The 17,363-nt window shown below is 41.8% G+C and carries 15 protein-coding genes; all 15 read right to left on the bottom strand.

What is annotated here, in order from left to right:
- Positions 1 to 8: 8 nt before the first annotated feature.
- On the bottom strand, positions 9 to 1,142 hold the full coding sequence (locus R7Z47_RS03930; RefSeq protein WP_213970842.1) for an exonuclease SbcCD subunit D: 1,134 nt from the start codon (positions 1,140 to 1,142) through the stop codon (positions 9 to 11).
- 358 nt (positions 1,143 to 1,500) lie between these two features.
- Positions 1,501 to 2,340, bottom strand: a complete 840-nt coding sequence (locus tag R7Z47_RS03925) for an NAD/NADP transhydrogenase subunit beta (RefSeq protein ID WP_158155199.1) — start codon at positions 2,338 to 2,340, stop codon at positions 1,501 to 1,503.
- On the bottom strand, positions 2,341 to 2,631 hold the full coding sequence (locus R7Z47_RS03920; protein ID WP_005375969.1) for a PAAR domain-containing protein: 291 nt from the start codon (positions 2,629 to 2,631) through the stop codon (positions 2,341 to 2,343).
- An 11-nt stretch (positions 2,632 to 2,642) separates the two neighbouring features.
- On the bottom strand, positions 2,643 to 4,478 hold the full coding sequence (gene tssI / locus R7Z47_RS03915; RefSeq protein WP_005375968.1) for a type VI secretion system tip protein TssI/VgrG: 1,836 nt from the start codon (positions 4,476 to 4,478) through the stop codon (positions 2,643 to 2,645).
- A 49-nt stretch (positions 4,479 to 4,527) separates the two neighbouring features.
- Positions 4,528 to 5,007 (bottom strand): Hcp family type VI secretion system effector, encoded by a 480-nt coding sequence (locus R7Z47_RS03910; RefSeq protein WP_005375967.1) that lies wholly within the window; start codon positions 5,005 to 5,007, stop codon positions 4,528 to 4,530.
- A gap of 208 nt (positions 5,008 to 5,215) precedes the next feature.
- On the bottom strand, positions 5,216 to 7,783 hold the full coding sequence (gene tssH, locus R7Z47_RS03905; RefSeq protein ID WP_262606492.1) for a type VI secretion system ATPase TssH: 2,568 nt from the start codon (positions 7,781 to 7,783) through the stop codon (positions 5,216 to 5,218).
- A 10-nt stretch (positions 7,784 to 7,793) separates the two neighbouring features.
- Positions 7,794 to 8,759, bottom strand: coding sequence for a type VI secretion system baseplate subunit TssG (gene tssG / locus R7Z47_RS03900; protein ID WP_005375963.1), 966 nt, complete (start codon positions 8,757 to 8,759; stop codon positions 7,794 to 7,796).
- Positions 8,756 to 10,579: a type VI secretion system baseplate subunit TssF gene (tssF, locus tag R7Z47_RS03895; RefSeq protein ID WP_262606493.1), complete on the bottom strand. Its 1,824-nt coding sequence runs from the start codon at positions 10,577 to 10,579 to the stop codon at positions 8,756 to 8,758. The genes tssG and tssF overlap by 4 nt, the downstream gene beginning before the upstream one ends.
- Entirely contained in the window at positions 10,576 to 11,040 is a 465-nt protein-coding gene (gene tssE, locus R7Z47_RS03890) for a type VI secretion system baseplate subunit TssE (protein ID WP_017635621.1), read from the bottom strand. The genes tssF and tssE overlap by 4 nt, the downstream gene beginning before the upstream one ends.
- A 7-nt stretch (positions 11,041 to 11,047) precedes the next feature.
- Positions 11,048 to 11,842: a type VI secretion system accessory protein TagJ gene (locus R7Z47_RS03885; protein ID WP_203345464.1), complete on the bottom strand. Its 795-nt coding sequence runs from the start codon at positions 11,840 to 11,842 to the stop codon at positions 11,048 to 11,050.
- Between the two features lie 10 nt (positions 11,843 to 11,852).
- Positions 11,853 to 13,364, bottom strand: coding sequence for a type VI secretion system contractile sheath large subunit (gene tssC / locus R7Z47_RS03880; protein ID WP_053303680.1), 1,512 nt, complete (start codon positions 13,362 to 13,364; stop codon positions 11,853 to 11,855).
- 52 nt (positions 13,365 to 13,416) lie between these two features.
- Positions 13,417 to 14,910 (bottom strand): type VI secretion system contractile sheath large subunit, encoded by a 1,494-nt coding sequence (gene tssC, locus R7Z47_RS03875; RefSeq protein WP_318129832.1) that lies wholly within the window; start codon positions 14,908 to 14,910, stop codon positions 13,417 to 13,419.
- Positions 14,910 to 15,440, bottom strand: a complete 531-nt coding sequence (tssB, locus tag R7Z47_RS03870) for a type VI secretion system contractile sheath small subunit (RefSeq protein WP_005375949.1) — start codon at positions 15,438 to 15,440, stop codon at positions 14,910 to 14,912. The genes tssC (R7Z47_RS03875) and tssB overlap by 1 nt, the downstream gene beginning before the upstream one ends.
- Before the next feature lie 15 nt (positions 15,441 to 15,455).
- Positions 15,456 to 16,571, bottom strand: coding sequence for a type VI secretion system protein TssA (gene tssA / locus R7Z47_RS03865; RefSeq protein WP_053307735.1), 1,116 nt, complete (start codon positions 16,569 to 16,571; stop codon positions 15,456 to 15,458).
- Complete coding sequence (locus R7Z47_RS03860) at positions 16,564 to 17,358, bottom strand: PP2C family protein-serine/threonine phosphatase (RefSeq protein ID WP_005375947.1); 795 nt, start codon at positions 17,356 to 17,358, stop codon at positions 16,564 to 16,566. The genes tssA and R7Z47_RS03860 overlap by 8 nt, the downstream gene beginning before the upstream one ends.
- Between the last annotated feature and the right edge of the window lie 5 nt (positions 17,359 to 17,363).

The raw sequence follows: 17,363 nt of genomic DNA, 5'->3' as shown, positions 1-17,363 counted from the left end.
TTTGGTCCCTATTGCTGTGATAATTGCTTAATAATGTCAGTAACAGCTTGCTCTTGCTCTTTAGACAACTGGCTATCTTGCGCCTCAATAAAAAAATCTCGGAACATATCAATTTCGCTTCGCGCCAACTTTGCTTGCGCCATTTCCTGCTCTACCCCAATTAACATGCCAGGTTTCTCAAGGTGTAAAACGTTTGGATACACTGAACGAAGTTTTTCCATTGGGTTTAAAATCGCATGTTTATCCATCAAACGAACTAACAAATAATCTTCATTCTTAGGGTCTGTTTTTCCTTGCTCAATAACTTTATCCAGCTCGCCCTCTACAATACGCATTTCATGAGGAGCCGTAAGATCAATATGCTTTGCAGAAACGAATCCTTTCTTGTTCAGTTCAACTAACGTGAAACCTTTTCTCTGGTTCTGTTCACCAAAGCTATACTTCATGGGAGAGCCAGAGTAACGGATATGCTCTGCGCCTTTCTTTTGAGGCTGATGCAAATGACCAAGTGCGACGTAGTCAAAATCTAAGAAGTGTTCATGACTCACGCGATCAGAACCACCAATAGATAATGGTCGTTCAGAGTCTGACTCGATGGCCCCATCAACAAAACAGTGACTCACGAGTACGCGCTTTTGCTTAGAGATAAAGCGCTCTTTAATTTGCTCAACAAGCAATTGATGAGCCTCATCATGAGTGGATACCGAGGCTTTGTAGGCAAACCTGACCTGTTCAGGGTCGTTATAAGGCATACCATAAAACGCGACCTCATCCCCAGAATCCGTTTTTATGATGATGGGAGTGAGCATATCTTCAAAGTTGCTAACAATATGAAGACCTGCATTTTTCATTTGCTCTGAGCCGAAACCTAACCTTTCTGCACCATCATGGTTGCCAGATATCAATATCATTGGTGTTTCTAACTCGGTACAAATGCGTTTCACGACTCGATTTAACAGTTCTATTGCAACCGTTGGTGGCACCGAACGGTCATAGATATCTCCCGCCACTACAACTGCATCGACGGGGTTGCGTTCAATATAGTTAATCAGTTGTTCGAGTACTGCTTGTTGATCTTCGAGTAGTGATACGTTGTGGAATTGTCGACCAAGATGCCAATCTGAGGTGTGGATAAACTTCATTCGAATTCACTTTCCGCCAATTCTATGAGTAGGCTTGCTTCTGTCAGAGTCCATGTACCGTTTATAAAAAGGAATGCGTCACGGGTGGGATCTCGAACAAGCCAAAACTCAAGTTATTTTATATCGGTAAGGATATCTTGAGTCGAACAGCTTTTCATGTGGTTTGTGTTCTATGGCTGGCTATTTAATCAGAAAGCGAGAATAACACTGTAAAAACGCGGTGAGCAAAGCTATTTTGACAAGCAAGCTGCGCCTAGTCATTGTCCAAACATCATTAAAGGGCCAGTTTCGAGTCAATCCCCCATAACATTTGCATCACTAAAACCTCAGCTACTAGAAGGAAAAGCAATAGCCAGACCTATTCACTACGCCAATTGTATATTACTCCTACCGCATAGCCATCTGGCTCGATGTCGGCTTGCAACACGTGAAAGTCTGGGCAGGGGCTGCTTCTTTGAAGCTCATCAATCACTAACGCTTTTAAAACGCCGCCACATGCACCCAATCCGCCAAGTTTGATATCAACAAATTGATACTGAGTTTGATCGGTCACCCACGGAGACAAGAATTGCATTGAGTTTAACCATTGCGGTTCTTCCTCATTAACGGATAAATACAATTGACTGAGTGGATGTTCACAACTTACTCCTAATTGCTTAAACACTTTGTCCACGGCGATGCGTTGTTGTTTGGCATCTAAATCAATTCGAACAACATCAGGCACAAGACCTGAATGTCGAAAAAAACACTTGGTTAAAATGATAGAGCTTTGAGGTTTGACATGCCCTTCTACATCGCTCGTAACCTCTATAGCCAGTATCCAAGTCGCTTGCGTTTCATTAACTTCACGATTTATCCGATTTAGTGCCATCAAAAATGCAGCTTGGCCATAAGGATAAAAGTAAATTTCAGTATTGACAGTTTGGTCAACGAAAATAGAAAGCTCGCTTATCAATGCTTTAAGCAAACTTTTGTCTACCGAAGATGGTAAAAGAACACAGAGATTCCCCTTGATATCAGCTTGCTCAAGACTCTCGCGCTCAGAGCGCACGAGGCTTAATATATGCTCATCTATTGATTGAGCAAAGTCAGGGGGTCGGATTTCCTCGGACAATCTAAAAGAATCATCAGCTATCTCGCGAACGGTGTGTGAACGGCCATTAAAGGATAGAAGATGCGTTTGAAATGCGAGTGGCATCTAGCCTCCGATTAAAACCGTAGGCATACCAGATAGAATTTTGCCACCATGAGACGTTGAATCGCCGACTCTCGCGGCTGGTTTACCGTTGATTGTTACGCTAGAAGAACCTGCTGAGATACTATCCGGAGGACCGATACAAATAAGCTTGTCGCCTTGTCTTGCCGCAGGTATCCCGCCAATCGTTACGTTTGGTGAACCAACAACGACGGGACCACCGACATGCGGTATCTTTCCTGTTTTTTTAGGGCAAAGATGAAAGCTGCCCAAAATTGCGGCTGGTTTACCCACTTTAAATCACCTTAGTTCAATGAAATTTGCCCAGCTTTAAGAGCAATAGCTGAGCCGTTAATGGATATTTTATTACCTTTGATATTGATTTCTCCAGAGCTAGACATCTGAATAGAAGCACCACCTACTTTGATCTCGACGCTCTTTCCTGCATTAAAAGACAGCACTTCACCCGTTTCATTCGAAAAGTTTTTACCTACTTTCAAGCTCGCGTTCTGACCGACCTCTTGATTAACATCATTGGTCACTTTTTCGGTTTTACTGTTTTCAACGGCGATATCAACACAGTCTTCAACTAGCATTTGGAACAGTTTTTCAGCATGAAGATAAATGTGCTCTTCACCAGGCTTATCATCGAAGCGCAACTCATTAAAATTGGATGTACCTTTTTGTACAGAGCGTGATTTATAACCACTCTGAGAACTTTGCTCTGGTAAAGCGTAAGGAGGGAGTTGACTACCGTTATATAGTGACCCCGTAACGATTGGTTGATCAGGGTCTCCGTTAACAAACTCGACGATGACCTCTTGTCCGACTCTAGGGTGAAACACCGACCCCCATCCGTTACCTGCAATATTTTGCGCAACACGAATCCAACATGAACTATTTACATCGTATTTACCAACACGGTCCCAGTGAAACTGAACTTTGATACGGCCATGTTTGTCTATGTAAATTTCACCATCTTTGTTCCCCGTAACTACTGCGGTTTGCAAACCTTTCATCTGAGGTTTCGGGTAGTTAACTGAAGGACGCAGGATTGTCTTTGAGTCAACACAACTAAACGAGACTTTGACACCTTGCGCACCGGTCCCACCTTGACCAGTCTGGTTATAAACAGCAGCAGACAAAAAAACAGAAGACAGTACATATTCTTTGCCGACTCGAGATTTATCTTCATGCTTTTTAAACTTGAAGCACTTGCCCACACTGAATGTTCTGCACGTAGCCTCGCCACGACACAAATATGCATTTTGCTGTAGTGCTTCTATTGCATGCGTGTTTCTCAGTGCGTATTGATCATTGCTCTCCATTTCACCCATGTATTCAAAATACTCGCTTCCAGGTACTGTAAAAAAATCACTTTCACCCTTTGCAGTATTTTTAGGATTCGAAGAAGGCTTGAGCATGTTATAGCCTGACTTTTGACTCGCTTTAGTAGTCAGAATTTGCGTTTCATGCCAAGAAGAAATGTGGCTAGATTTCGCCGTACCTGTATCAAAATCGACTAAAAACTCAGTACCCGGCTTATAAAAACTGATGTCATCAAAAATATTGAGCGTATGGGCAGACTTAGTATGTGTAAAACAAAATGATAGCCCCTCCTCCGATAACAGACGTCGAACAAATTCAAGATCTGATTCTTCATATTGTACTTTGTATGTGTATTTAGGATAGGACTTGGTTAACTCAAAACTAAAGGCAACACTATGCTCCGATAGTACTTCAGAGATAATTTCCTTTATATCTTTATGCTGAAATATTCTGCAATTTTTTCGATATTCAGCGAAACGTAATTTAGGCTCTATTAATAATTCTATGTTTTTATAATTTTCGCCTTTATGTGTATTAGAAACCCTTTTCCCTTCTAATCTTGCAGCAGAAACATAACCATGCATATAACGAGGATTTGAAGAAACATCCTCGTTATTTTCAAGGGTAATGGTAACTTCCTTACCAATAATTTCGTTTAACTCACTTCGTTGATCATTAAAGTAAGCTTTAGCACGCAATGAAAAAAGTTCTGAGATCTCTTCTCTATACTCAAACGAGTTTAGTATGATGGCATCTTTACCGAATGGCGAAGAAATTCGGATGAAATTGTTATCTTGAGTTGCTCTTTTCATTAAATACTTCTTTCAAAAAAATGCGGAGGAATACTCCCCCGCATGAAAATTACATTTGTTGACCTTTAACACCGCTGTAGCCGTATACCAATGGAGCAGAAGTGTTGTTCTTATCGTCAGTAGGAGTCACTGTCATCATCATTTCTGTGTAAGAAATTGTGATAGTTTCAACTGGACGATCGTCTTGGATAGAAACTGAGTAGTTAGAAATCATCGCATCAGTCAGTTCGATCTTCATGATCTCTTCAACCTTCTCACCCTGCTTAGTAATATGGAAAACCGCTGGTTTACCTTTACCAATCGTCGCTTCTTTAAATAAGTCAGGAGAAGAACGGTCTTGAAGTTTAGTGATAGTCAAATCATATAGACGAGTAGCGCTCGCTTCACGGTCCATCGCTGTACCAGTGTATGATGAGATCTCACGACCTACACTCCAATCTACAGATAGTAGTGTAATCAAATCTTTGTATTGCTCGGCTGTTGCCTCACCCTTAATATCTGCGTATTTAAGATACGTATTAGACTGCATGCTAATCTCCTATAGCATTATTAATTGACATATATCGTAATAATTTAATTATCTGACGTTTGGTGATAATTAGTGATTAATGTATCAAAAACTTCATTTTAAATACGCCCTGTTATATCTTTAAATAAGATTTAATTTAAGCGTTTTTTATAAAAAATAATAGTTAATATGAACCAACTCCCAATTATTATTGAGAGTGTAAAGGATGTTAAACTATTGAGACATCAAGTCCACTAGTTGTACCTTTAACAATAATTTCATCAAACGTCTTATCATTAAGAATTGCATGCAATATTTCATGAGAAATCTTCGGAAGCAATGTATTTTCTATGGTTGTTTGTACCACACGCGCACCACTCCCAGACTCATTGCTATTGTCTACAATATCATTAATTAGTTCCTCATCAAAAAACAGCTCAGCGTTATAGTGCTTACGAATACGAGTCGTAATTTTATCCAACTTTAATTTTGTTATTTCTATCAATACTTTTCTTGATAGAGGCAAATAAGGTAATACATTCACACGCCCTAAAAATGCTGGTTTAAAGTCAACCAACAAATCATCGCGTAAAGCATCTTTTAGTGCTGACGGCTCAGGCGCTAAATCAGGGTCAGAATACAAAGACATCGTCGTTTCGGTCCCTGTGTTCGCGGTCATAATAATAATAGTGTTTTTAAAGTCTATATCTCGACCTTCACCGTCTTTAATTGAGCCTTTATCAAATACCTGATAAAAAATATCTTGAACACCAGGGTGCGCTTTTTCCATTTCATCGAGGAGAATTACACTATAAGGTCTACGTCTAACAGCTTCAGTCAGTACACCTCCTTCTCCATAACCGACATAACCAGGAGGAGAACCTAATAGCAATGAGACTTTATGCTCTTCCTTAAATTCCGACATATTGATAGTCGTGACATTTTCTTCACTACCATACACTTTCTCTGCAATCGCCAAAGCCGATTCGGTTTTACCCACTCCGCTTGGTCCGGTTAGGAGAAATACACCATTTGGTCGTGTCTCATCCGTGAGCTGCGCACTCGCGGTTTTTATCACTTCAGACATGAGCTCTAAAGCGTGATCCTGCCCGACAACTCGCTTGCACAAACTTTCTTTCAAACCCAATACTGCTTGGATTTCATCATCCTGAAGTTTACCCAGCGGTATACCGGTCCAATCCGAAATAACTTCTGCGATTAGCGCTTCATTTACATGCGAAAAAACTAAGGGCTGTGAGTTAGCGGAGAGGTTATTTTCAAGCTCTTGTAACTTGTCTCTCGCAGTCTCAGAACCCTCATGGATTATTTGGGTTCTAAGTGACTTAGCTTCACTTACCCATTCTTTTTCTTTTTCCCAAAGTACTTCTAATTCAATAATGTCATTAGATAGCGCATCAATCTCTTTTCGGACACTTTGCAGCTGCACATCAAGAGATGCTCCTAGCCGATTCTCTTGGCTAAGATGCTCATACTCAGCTTGCTTTGCTTTAAGTTTATTTCTTTTCGCATCTAGGCCTCCCGGTGTAGATGACTGACTTAACGCAACTCGAGAGCAGGCCGTATCCAAAACAGAAACCGCTTTATCTGGCAGTTGACGACCATTAATGTATCGAGCTGAGAGTTGGACCGCTGCATTGAGAGCTTGGTTAGTGATATGAACATCGTGGTGTTGTGCCATTACATCAAGTAAGCCTCGTAACATTTCGATCGCGAGTTCAGGGGCAGGCTCATCAACCTTTACGACTTGAAAACGCCTAGTTAAAGCTGCATCTTTTTCAAAATACTTTTTATACTCTGCCCACGTTGTTGCTGCGATCGTTCTGAGTTCACCTCTCGCTAATGCTGGCTTCAGAATATTCGCCGCATCACCTTGGCCCGCTTGCCCACCACCGCCAATTAGGCCATGAGCTTCATCAATGAACAATATAATAGGCTGTGGAGCGTCGTTTACTTCCTTAACAAGGTTCTTAAGCCTGTTTTCAAACTCACCTTTCATGCCTGCGCCGGCTTGCAGTAACGCCAAATCCAGAGACTTAATTGCCACATTTTGCAGAGCGGGAGGTACATCGCCATCAATGATCTTTTGCGCCAAACCTTCAACAACGGCTGTTTTTCCAACACCAGCTTCTCCCGTAAGAATCGGGTTGTTTTGTCGGCGTCTTAATAAAATATCGATCATTAGGCGAATTTCATTATCTCTACCAATCACCGGATCTATTTTACCTTCCCTAGCTTGCTCAGTAAGGTCTGTTGTAAATTGATTCAAGGCGGAATTCGCGTTTGACTGCGCTAAGTCATTCGATCTTGATTGAGGCGCATTACTTTCTTTAAAGTTCAATAAGCGAGATGGTTCTATCTTGTTTAGTTCAGGACTAATCGAACCAGCCATGTTGACTAACGTATCATCAGACAAGTAGGCAAATAAAAGATGGATGCACCCCAACTGTTCTTGATTGAATTCAATGGTTGCAGACAACAAGGCATTTTGCATAACAGTCACCGTATGAGCTGATAGCCCAGGCACCGACTGGCATCCTGTTTTGTAATTTTCTAATGCCTTTTGAATATCGGTTTCAACCTTGATTTTATCGACATCAAATTCGTCAAAAACTTCAGAGTAAATATCGTCAGGATGGCGGATAATCATCATTAACCAGTGAGACATTTCAATACTGTGATGAGTTCGGGAGCTTGCCATCGCAGCTGCCTGTTCAAGTGTTTCCTTAGCCTGAGGAGACAATCTTTCGACCAACGCTGAAAGTGAGAGTGAAGCCATTACATTTCCTTTAAATAGTAATTGTTATAGTTCGATCTTTTGTACGTTCGTGTTTTTTAAGCACAGAACCAATACCTAACTGCCCCTGCTGTTTCGATAAACAAGCTTGTGGTAGCAAACTATGTTTGGTGGTGAGCTGCCACTTCAGTTGTTTATGTTTTCCAATCAACTCATAAGCAGCGTTCTTAATGATTGCTATATTGGGTTGGTTAGGAAGCAATTTACTAACTAGCTGTTTATCTTTTGGCAGAAATTCTATTGTTGTCCCCGCGTTGATGTTCCATGCTTTCGAACCCAAAGACGCTCCTAAACCAAGTTGAGCAAACTGCCCTTCAGGCATAGTTCGGGATGCAAGGCGTGTTTGCTCTTCTTTCGTAAGGTGTAACCATTGTCCTTGAAATTCATGAACTTTTACTTGGCATCCAGATAAACATTCAAGAATACTTTTTAGTCCACCTTTACTTCTCACTGGTGAAGCAAACACACCACCATAGTGCCGGGACAGTGAACTCCCTTTCCCAGTTAATGCCGATTTACAGCTTTCTAACGGCGAACGCGCGCCCTGCGCATGCGCACGAGACTGAACAGTCAGCTGACTCAGTTGCCAACATCGATAATAAAGAGATAATAAGCGATGATTGAAAATATCGTAGAAGTCCACCATAGCCGTATCGCCTTCTTTTTGGCGATGTAAAGCTAATTCACTATAGTGCTGGGGAAGCACACCTTGCTCACCCGTTAGGCCTATTAAATTGGTCTCAATCTCTAACTTGCTGTCATCTATATTTTTCAGTTCACAAAGCTGAGCATTTTCAAAACCTAATGATGGATTAACCTTTAAGTTTAGCTTTTCATGCTTCGGTAACGCATCTGTTCCTATTTGCGCCTCTGCTTGCAGGACTTCGTGTTCAATAAGATGAATCGCTTCAAACAATGGATGTTGCTTTAATTCTCGATAAAATTGTTCCGCGCTCATAGCAACACCTTATCGCCAGTTAATGCGGGCCATAGGTGGAAAGACTTTCCCGTGGACTTAAGTCTTATTTCTAACTGCGTAAAAATGTTAATTTCAGCATATTGCGAGAAGTAAACAGATAAAACACTACCTAAGAGAAAGATCTGCTCTTTAGGTAAAATTTGATCAGAAACCGTCAAAATAATTTTTATACCGTGCGCAAATCCAACTTTACCTTTCTGACTAATTCTTCCTGTAGTAGGCTCAAACTCTAACTTAGTTAAAGCATCGATTACCGCTTTCGTTTCTGCTGTCCCAGAAAATGCATAGAGATTAAGGGTCTGCTTCAAAGTTGCTAAACCATCTTCCTCGGTAAAATGGTTTAAAGTTAAAAGCTTAGTTAACTGCCATCGTGTGCTTTCATCCATTTCTGGCCGAATGGTTTCTGATAAAGAAACTAAACAACGAACAGATTCGAAATTGTCATTTACCTCCGGTAAAGATACTTGCGGCAGCCCACCTCCAAATGGAAGTTTCTGCGCTAAGTTGCGGTTACAGCACTCAGCTTCCACGTACATTAACCAGTTTTCCCGGCTATCCGGGCTGAACAATTGATGTTTTTTATCAACAAAAGAAATGTAAGTTTCTCTACCTGGCTCATCATACCCACCAGCCCAGTTCTTATCCTCACGTCTCATCAACCAATAAATCTCACTAGTGTTCGTATAATGCGTGTGCTCACCAGCGTGATAACATGGCAAATTGTGGTACGTTTTGTTCCAGTTTCTCAACGTTACGTCAGAAATTGAGACAACCTCATTACTTTCAGATTCTTGGTATTGCGGAGACAAGTGGTAATCGTATTCAGTTGGTAGAATACGCTTAGGCTCCATAATACTTTTAAATAAGTTGATTACAGGCACACAACCTACCATTAAGCTTTCTTCGTCCACTTGCTTTGGAAGCCAGTCATCGTTGGTATCAAAGTAAAAATACAGTTCGACTTGCTCTCCAAGATCTAGCTCAAATAATCCAAGTTCGGTGATATCAAAGAACATAAACTTCTCTGGAAAGTGCAAATACTCAACAAGTAATCTTGCTCCTGAAAAGCTTCTTTTACTGTATGGCACAACTTTCTCATCTTCTGAAAATCCCACTTCAGAAAGATGTCTTTTGGTTAAAGGACGAACTTCTTTGCCATCCACAACAACAGATAAACCAATTAGGTTTTGAAACAGCATTTGGTAGAGCTTAAAAGTCAATTGAGATTGACCGTTTAAATAGAAGCGCAGCCGTTCTATCCCCATTTCACCAAGAGGAGTCTTTTCATCTTGAGCCGTGAGCTGTACTTTCAAAACTGAATGAGCATTGCTTTCCCATCGTGAGCCAACTGGCTTGAAAGGCGCATTTTTAAAAACGCCAGAGGTCACATCAACAGGATACATTCTGACCGGATAACAAGTTCTAAACTCGCACTCATGATATCCAGGAGCACCGATAACAACTCGCTCGCCTTCTTCTACATCAAAATAAGAGGAAGTGGAGTTAGAACAGCTCATTTTAATGACTGACATTGACGGGATTGGGGCGTGAAAATCCGGATATAACTGTCCCATCAAAGACTCTGTAAACTGAGGGTAACTATTGTCTAAGCTTTGTCTAATCCTTGCTGTTAGAAATGCGCAGCCTTCTAACAATCTTTCTACGTGTGGATCGTCAACCTGTTCCTCACTAATACGAAGTCTCGCAGCGATCTTAGGATACTGCTCCCCAAATTCTTGCCCTTTGTGACGCAAATAAGCTAACTCGCGATTATAGTACTTGAGAAACTCTTCACTCATTTTGCTCTACTCAGTTTCATACCTAAATTTACCGGCTCTACTTCAGAATTGAATCGCACTTCATGAATACTGTTATCAATTAAGCAAGTGGCATTTATCTGTAACCTCAATACCCTATCAATAGCGTTTTTCTCGTCCGAAATCTGGACATGAGGGTTCCTTAACCTCGGCTCAAACTCTTTAATTGCATCATGAACAATGTCGCAAAGCTGATTCTGCCCTTCTTGGCTGCTATAGGGCATTGAGGAAAAATCTGGCAGCCCATAATTCAATATTGAATAACGAACCTCTAGAAGATCATCAGGAATGTTTTTCCATCCAATACGACTATTCAGCATCGACTCTAGATCTCTAAGTAAGCTGCTCAACATTTGTTGCTGGCTTGCAGGGAAGTCTTTCTCATCTCGAGTGAGAGGATCACTATCTATCAATTTGTCGAGCAGAGAAACGGTTAACGACATGATATTTCTACGCTATTTGTTTCTGTTCTAATAATGTAGTCAAATCACAGATTGGAAGCGCTGAATCACCGACTAACCAACATTTTTGACCCAAGCCAACAAAAGATTCTTGCTCACCAATCTGCTTCCAATCCGTTTCTCGACCTAACTTTTGCGCATCGGTCTCTGAGTCGACATACGTCAAAGGCATATGGCCTTCGCCTTCACCAAGTCCATCGATATCAAACTCGACAGGTCGCCAAATACTTTCTAACAAAGAAGTAGGTGCTTTAACTTCTAGCGTATGGATGCTCGATATTGGTACAAGAAAATAGTTACCTGCTGTAGAAAACAGTTCAATGTAACCACCTAAACGATCATCAATATCTCTAGCATCTTCGTAGTTTGTGCCGTTTACGTTAAACCCTTTAATAGTACGATGCTCTTCAATGCGATGCGATAGACGTGACGCTTCTTCGTACTCTTGATTTCCGAGAGCAAGATTAAATCGAACAAGCTCTTTAGTTAATTCCTCATCACCTAATACTTTGGCACTAGCCACACCATTGATAAAATCCTTTCTAGCTTGAGCTGCTTTCACTAAATGTCGTAGCTGACTTGCACCAGGCAGATACTCAGGAAACAATTTAATCGATTGCATGAGCTGAGCGTCCGCACGCTCGAAGTCCCCATCAATGCACAGAAGCTCAATGAAGGAACTTCTCAAGCTCGCATCTTTAGGTGTTGCTTTAATTTCATCAATTAATTGCTCTAGAGCGTGTTGCAATAGGCCTTGGGACAAAGCATTTTTCCATTGAGTCATTGTTATTTCCTTACACCATGTGCTCTGGTGATAATTCGGTAATTAATTTAATGCTAGATACCATTTGATCGAGTTGAAAATGCGGTCGCAAATGGATAACTGAGTAATAATGTCCAGGAGTTTCTCTTTTCTCTCGAACTGTAATTTTCGCTTCATTTAGGGGGTATTTAGCTCGAAGCTCATCAGACGCTTCATCTGATGCGGTAGTGTACTGATGTAACCAGCGTTGAAAGTCACGCTCTAGGCTTTCTGCGTCTTGATACCCACCAATTTTGTCACGCCCCATAACCTTGAGATAATGTGCGACTCGCGATACACACAATGTGTATTGCAACATCGATGTCAGTTTTGCATTCGTTGAAATATGCTTTTCTGCGTATTGTTTGGGCTTGTAGAGAGATACATTCGAGGTCATCCCTACCATATCAGTCTCAGGTATTGGAGAAATAGAAATAAAACCGCACTCAGACAATTCTTGTTCTTTTCTCTCAGTGATTTTCAAGTTTAACGGACATCTTTCACGATCATTCTTGCCATTAACACGCATCGTGCTCCTTGTAGGAGCGACGATAATACCCTGACTGTAATCGCCTTGTTTAATCCCTCGCATATGCGTGAACCAACCATGTTCCTGAAATGCTCTAATTGATACAGCAGCAAAACAGTACGCACTACTCCCCCATAGCAAATCTCGGTTGGAGTCGTAGATGTGTTCTTGAAAATTGAATTTATCATTCCGCGAGCCATCACTTTTGTATGGCTGACGGAACAAGACGTTAGGTGCAGTCAAACCAATAAATTTAGCGTCATCGTTATCTCTCAAACTACGCCACTTTGCATAATCTTCCTGTTCAAATTGGGCTGCTATATCTCTTATCGCAGAGAGTTGAGCGAAACTATCAACACCAAACATCTCTGGCGATGCAGACATGATAAATGGGCTGAATGCTGCAGCTGCAGACTGAGAGATCTTACTCAACACAGACAGATCTCTATCAAAATAATTTTTACTAGGATCACAGCGAAGCTGATAATCTCCAACCACCACACCAAAGGGTTCTCCCCCTGCCATGCCATATTCATTTTGATAGAGCAACTTAAATAGTGCTGATTGGTCAAACTCGATGGCTTTTAAAGCATCTTTACTGATTTCATTCCATGTCGCCGTTAAAACCTTAACTTTTACAGAGTCCGATGAACGAGAATCAACCTGTTCACATAAATACCTAACTCCAACCCACCCCCTTTCGAGCTGTTGAAACTCAGGATGATGTAATATTTCATTTAGTTGAGATTCTAATAGCTCATCAATGCGGTTAATTGTGTTCATCACACTATGACGAAAGCTGTCCAAATCTCTTGAACGTGTACCTTCTAGCCAAATTCGCGCTGACGCTACAAGATCAGAAGATTCATTGAATCGAGTCAACCACGGGCTATCAAGTTCAGCATAGCCTCCGGTACTGAACTCATGTTTTAGCTTGCTAGGGTCGCGAAAGTTAAGTGACACTGCTAATTCCATCTAGAACATAAAGATTGGTCATGGCTGGCCTTTCGACCAGCCAATTCATTTCTTATCCACCTGACTGAGGGATCTTTGCCACAAGTCGCAAAGATGTGGTCAGTTCTTCCATTTGTAACCAAGGCTTCAGCCATGCTACGGCATTGTAAGAACCAGGTGCGCCAGGAATTTCCTTAACCTGAACACGAGCGTCTGCTAGAGGGTATTTCGCTCTGATCTCTTGACCACCGCCTTCAGAAGCATTGACGTAACCTAGGATCCAGCGGTTCAGCCAAGACTCAACGTCTTCTGCTTCCATAAAGCTACCAATTTTATCTCGAGCCATTACTTTCAAATAATGCGCAAAACGAGATGTTGCCATCATATAAGGTAGGCGGGCAGAAATGGCCGCATTGGCCGTTGCTTCAGGGGATTCATGGTTCGCTGGTTTTTGACAGGTTTGCGCACCAAAGAACACTGCATAGTTGGTGTTTTTGTAGTGACAAAGCGGTAAGAAACCAAGCTTACCAAGCTCCGCCTCACGTCTGTCGGTAATACCAATCTCTGTTGGGCACTTCATATCAGGGTCGCCATCATCACTCATGAAGAAATGCGTTGGCAAGTTATCCACTCGACCGCCGCCTTCTGCACCACGGATGGCAGTACAAAATCCATATTTTGAAAATGCGTCGGTTAACTTAACACCAAGAACATACGAAGAGTTCATCCAACAGTAGCCGTTATGTTCAGCGTTAACAGCAATACCTGAAACAGGATCTACTTCGAACTCTTCAAACCCAAACTCTTCGACTGGAGCGGTAGCTTGTCCGTATGGCAAACGAGCAAGGACTTTTGGCATCGTCAGACTAACGAAGCGCGAATCGGCACTCTCGCGGAACGAACGCCATTGGGCGTATTCTAGTGATTCAAATACCTTATCTAGGTCGCGTGGTTTTGACAACTCAGTCCACTCATCAAAGCCGAATAGTGCTGGTGAAGCTGCGGACAAGAATGGAGAGAAGCCAGAAGCCGCTACATTTGACATTAGGCGTAACGACTCAATATCTTCTGGGTGGTTGGTAAACTCATAGTCTCCAATCAATGCACCATACGGTTCACCACCAGCACTACCAAACTCAGACTCGTAAACCTTTTTAAAGATCTGGCTTTGATCAAACTCAACAGCTTTGCTCAAGTCTTTATGTAGCTCTTTCTTGGTCATGCTCATCATGCGAACTTTCAGAGTAGAGCTGGTCTCTGAATTCATCACTAGATAATTTAAGCCGCGCCAAGAACCTTCGAGTTTCTGTAATTCTGGGTGATGCATTACTTCAGACAACTGATCAGAAATCTGCCTATCGAGCAAATTAATCGCTTCACGAAAAGTTACTGTTAGGTTTTTGTTCCAAGTAACTGTCCCTTTCATTGCTTCTTCAGCGAGCGTTTTAATCAGCTCCTCAGCACGAGAAGCTTCGGTCTGCTTAGTCGCACCAATAGCTTGATCTAAGAATGAAGTTGTCTGTTCATTAACAGTTGGATCTAACTGTTTTTCAGCTTCAGTCGTCATTATTCCGCTCCTTCAGTACTGTCTGACTTCGCTTTCTTGCCAAGATCTAACTCGCCTGCAAGTCTTGCCAGATTGTCTGTATTGTTCAAAACATCCTCTAGGATATTTTCAAGCTCTTCTGAGCGGTCAACTTTTGTCATCAAATCACGCAGTTTATTACGCGTTTCCATCAATTGGCGTAGTGGATCAACTTGATTTACGATCGCAGCAGGCTCAAAGTCTTGCATTGATTTAAAGTTTAAATCGACCTCAAACTGTGAATCGTCATTCGCAAGCTTATTCGCAACTTTAAACTTCACCGATGGATTCATTTTTTTGAGTACATCGTCAAAGTTATCTCGATCTATCTGAATAAAACGGCGGTCTTTTAATGGCTTCAACGCTTCTGTGTTTTGACCAGCGAAGTCACCCATTACACCTACAACAAAAGGCAGTTCTTTCTTAAGAGTCGTACCTTCAGTTTCAACATCATAGGTAATGTGGACACGAGGCTTCCGTACTCGTGATAGTTTCGAGTGGATACTCGTCATACCATTCTCCCTTTATTAATTTTCATTTTGTTCTGCTATGCCAACCAAACGGAAGTAGCTTTTCTTTGCATCCCCGTCGGAGATAAGTTCCGCCAGTAACTCCGGCAGAGGCATCCCACACCAACGAATAATCTGTTCGATGGAGTAAGAAACTGGTGAGTGAGGTTCACTCTCTCGGAAGAAATCAGCTACTTGCTGCAATTGTCTAATTGCCTGCTCTCGTGATTTCATGTTTGTCGCTAATAATGCATCACAACTTTGTGAACTTAACGGTTGTTCAGAAGAAGATTCATCAAGATCCTCTAGCTCTTCAAACACGGCTTGTGGTTGATTGAAACGATCTCCTAGAAGGTGCTTTAATGCCGAGTGTATTGATTCGAGTCTTTTTGATATATAAGAGCTAGGAGTCACATCACCGACCGCTTCGTCTAATCGCTGACTGAATTCATTAAATGATTCTGTAGCGAACTCCAAATCCGTGATTAATTCTTGATAAAACGTATCAGAAGTCGACTTAACCGTAGTTATAATTTCAGATAGCTCAACAGCCCCAAGCTCGACTCGATTTCGGCGCTTATCTTCGTCTAAGCGCTCAAGCTCTATAGCTTGCTGATATTCCCAATAGGCATAAGCTTGCTCCACGCCTAAGTCAGTCAATGGTATACAAGCAATTGGAAAAATAAGTGTTCCTTCACTATCGATACCATTGAGGCCAATAATCGCCGATATTCTTGTCTCAATACCATCTTCATCAGGCATTGGGTACAGATCATCCCAAAAGTTCTCAATTAAACTGGTTGCGAGTTTGTAGCCAACGCCCATACCACGAAAACCATACAATCGAGTTAGGGCTTCTATAAGCCAGGCAACAAATTCCAAATCTTTAGACTGATTCGTGAGTATTTCTGGGACATCTTCAATAAATACTCGCCATAAATTACTGTGGGTATAGATACTTTCTTCTTCTATAAGAGCATTACGTTCAGCGTTGCGGGCGGCCATACGCTGATCTTTCAACCGATAGTAAGCAGACTGTGGTGATACATCCTCTCTAGGATCAATACCTGTAGGATTTTCTTGAGATATAGGAGCCAACGCTTGTTCATACCAATCAAACATTTCATTACTCATAAGCTCTCCCTCTTAGAAAGACAGGTATCGTCGCGTCTTCTCTAGTTACTGTTTCGCACTCCGTTTGCGCTTGGCGAACTTTGATCAAAGCACAAGTTACGTTATCACTTGCGCCCCGAACCAAAGCCGAATGCATGAGCGCTAATCCAGCTTGGTTGACTGAGTCTGCATACAATGTCCGATGAATTTCATCACTCGTAAGTTCCTTAGAGAGTCCATCGCTACAGAGTAGAAACTGATCGCCGTCAGCCAACTGCCCTGAAACTTGATCAATAGTGACACTTTCGTCGACCCCAACAGCTCTGGTAATAACATTTGCAAGAGGGTGCGATTCGGCATCTTCAAATGCCAATAAGCCCTGATCCACTAAGTCCATGACTTGACTATGATCACGTGTTTTTTGGACAAAATTACCACTTCTAAGCTGGTAAATTCGGCTATCACCCACCCAAAGACAGTGGTAATACCCATCCTGAATAAACAACAAAACAAGTGTTGTTCCCATCGTTTTACCGTCTAAGTGATTTTGTGCGTATTGGTAAATTTCTAAGTTCGCTTCTTGAACCACTCTTCGGATATCATCGATATTAGTATTGGAGACATCCTGCATGTGGCGCGCGACTCTATCCACTAGCATCTGGCTTGCTATATCGCCAGCACTGTGTCCACCCATTCCATCGGCAACCACCCAAATATGCTGCTCTGTCATATCCAACAGAGCATCCTCGTTATAAGGGCGTACTTTTCCTGCGTGCGATTTAGCAAAGGTAAAATAGTTCCAATTCATTCTTC

Origin of the sequence: Vibrio sp. 1641 (genome assembly GCF_033339995.1) — a bacterium.
Lineage (GTDB): Bacteria > Pseudomonadota > Gammaproteobacteria > Enterobacterales > Vibrionaceae > Vibrio > Vibrio alginolyticus.
The sequence above is the reverse complement of the archived record's forward strand: the minus strand, read 5'-3'. Positions and strand labels throughout refer to the sequence as shown.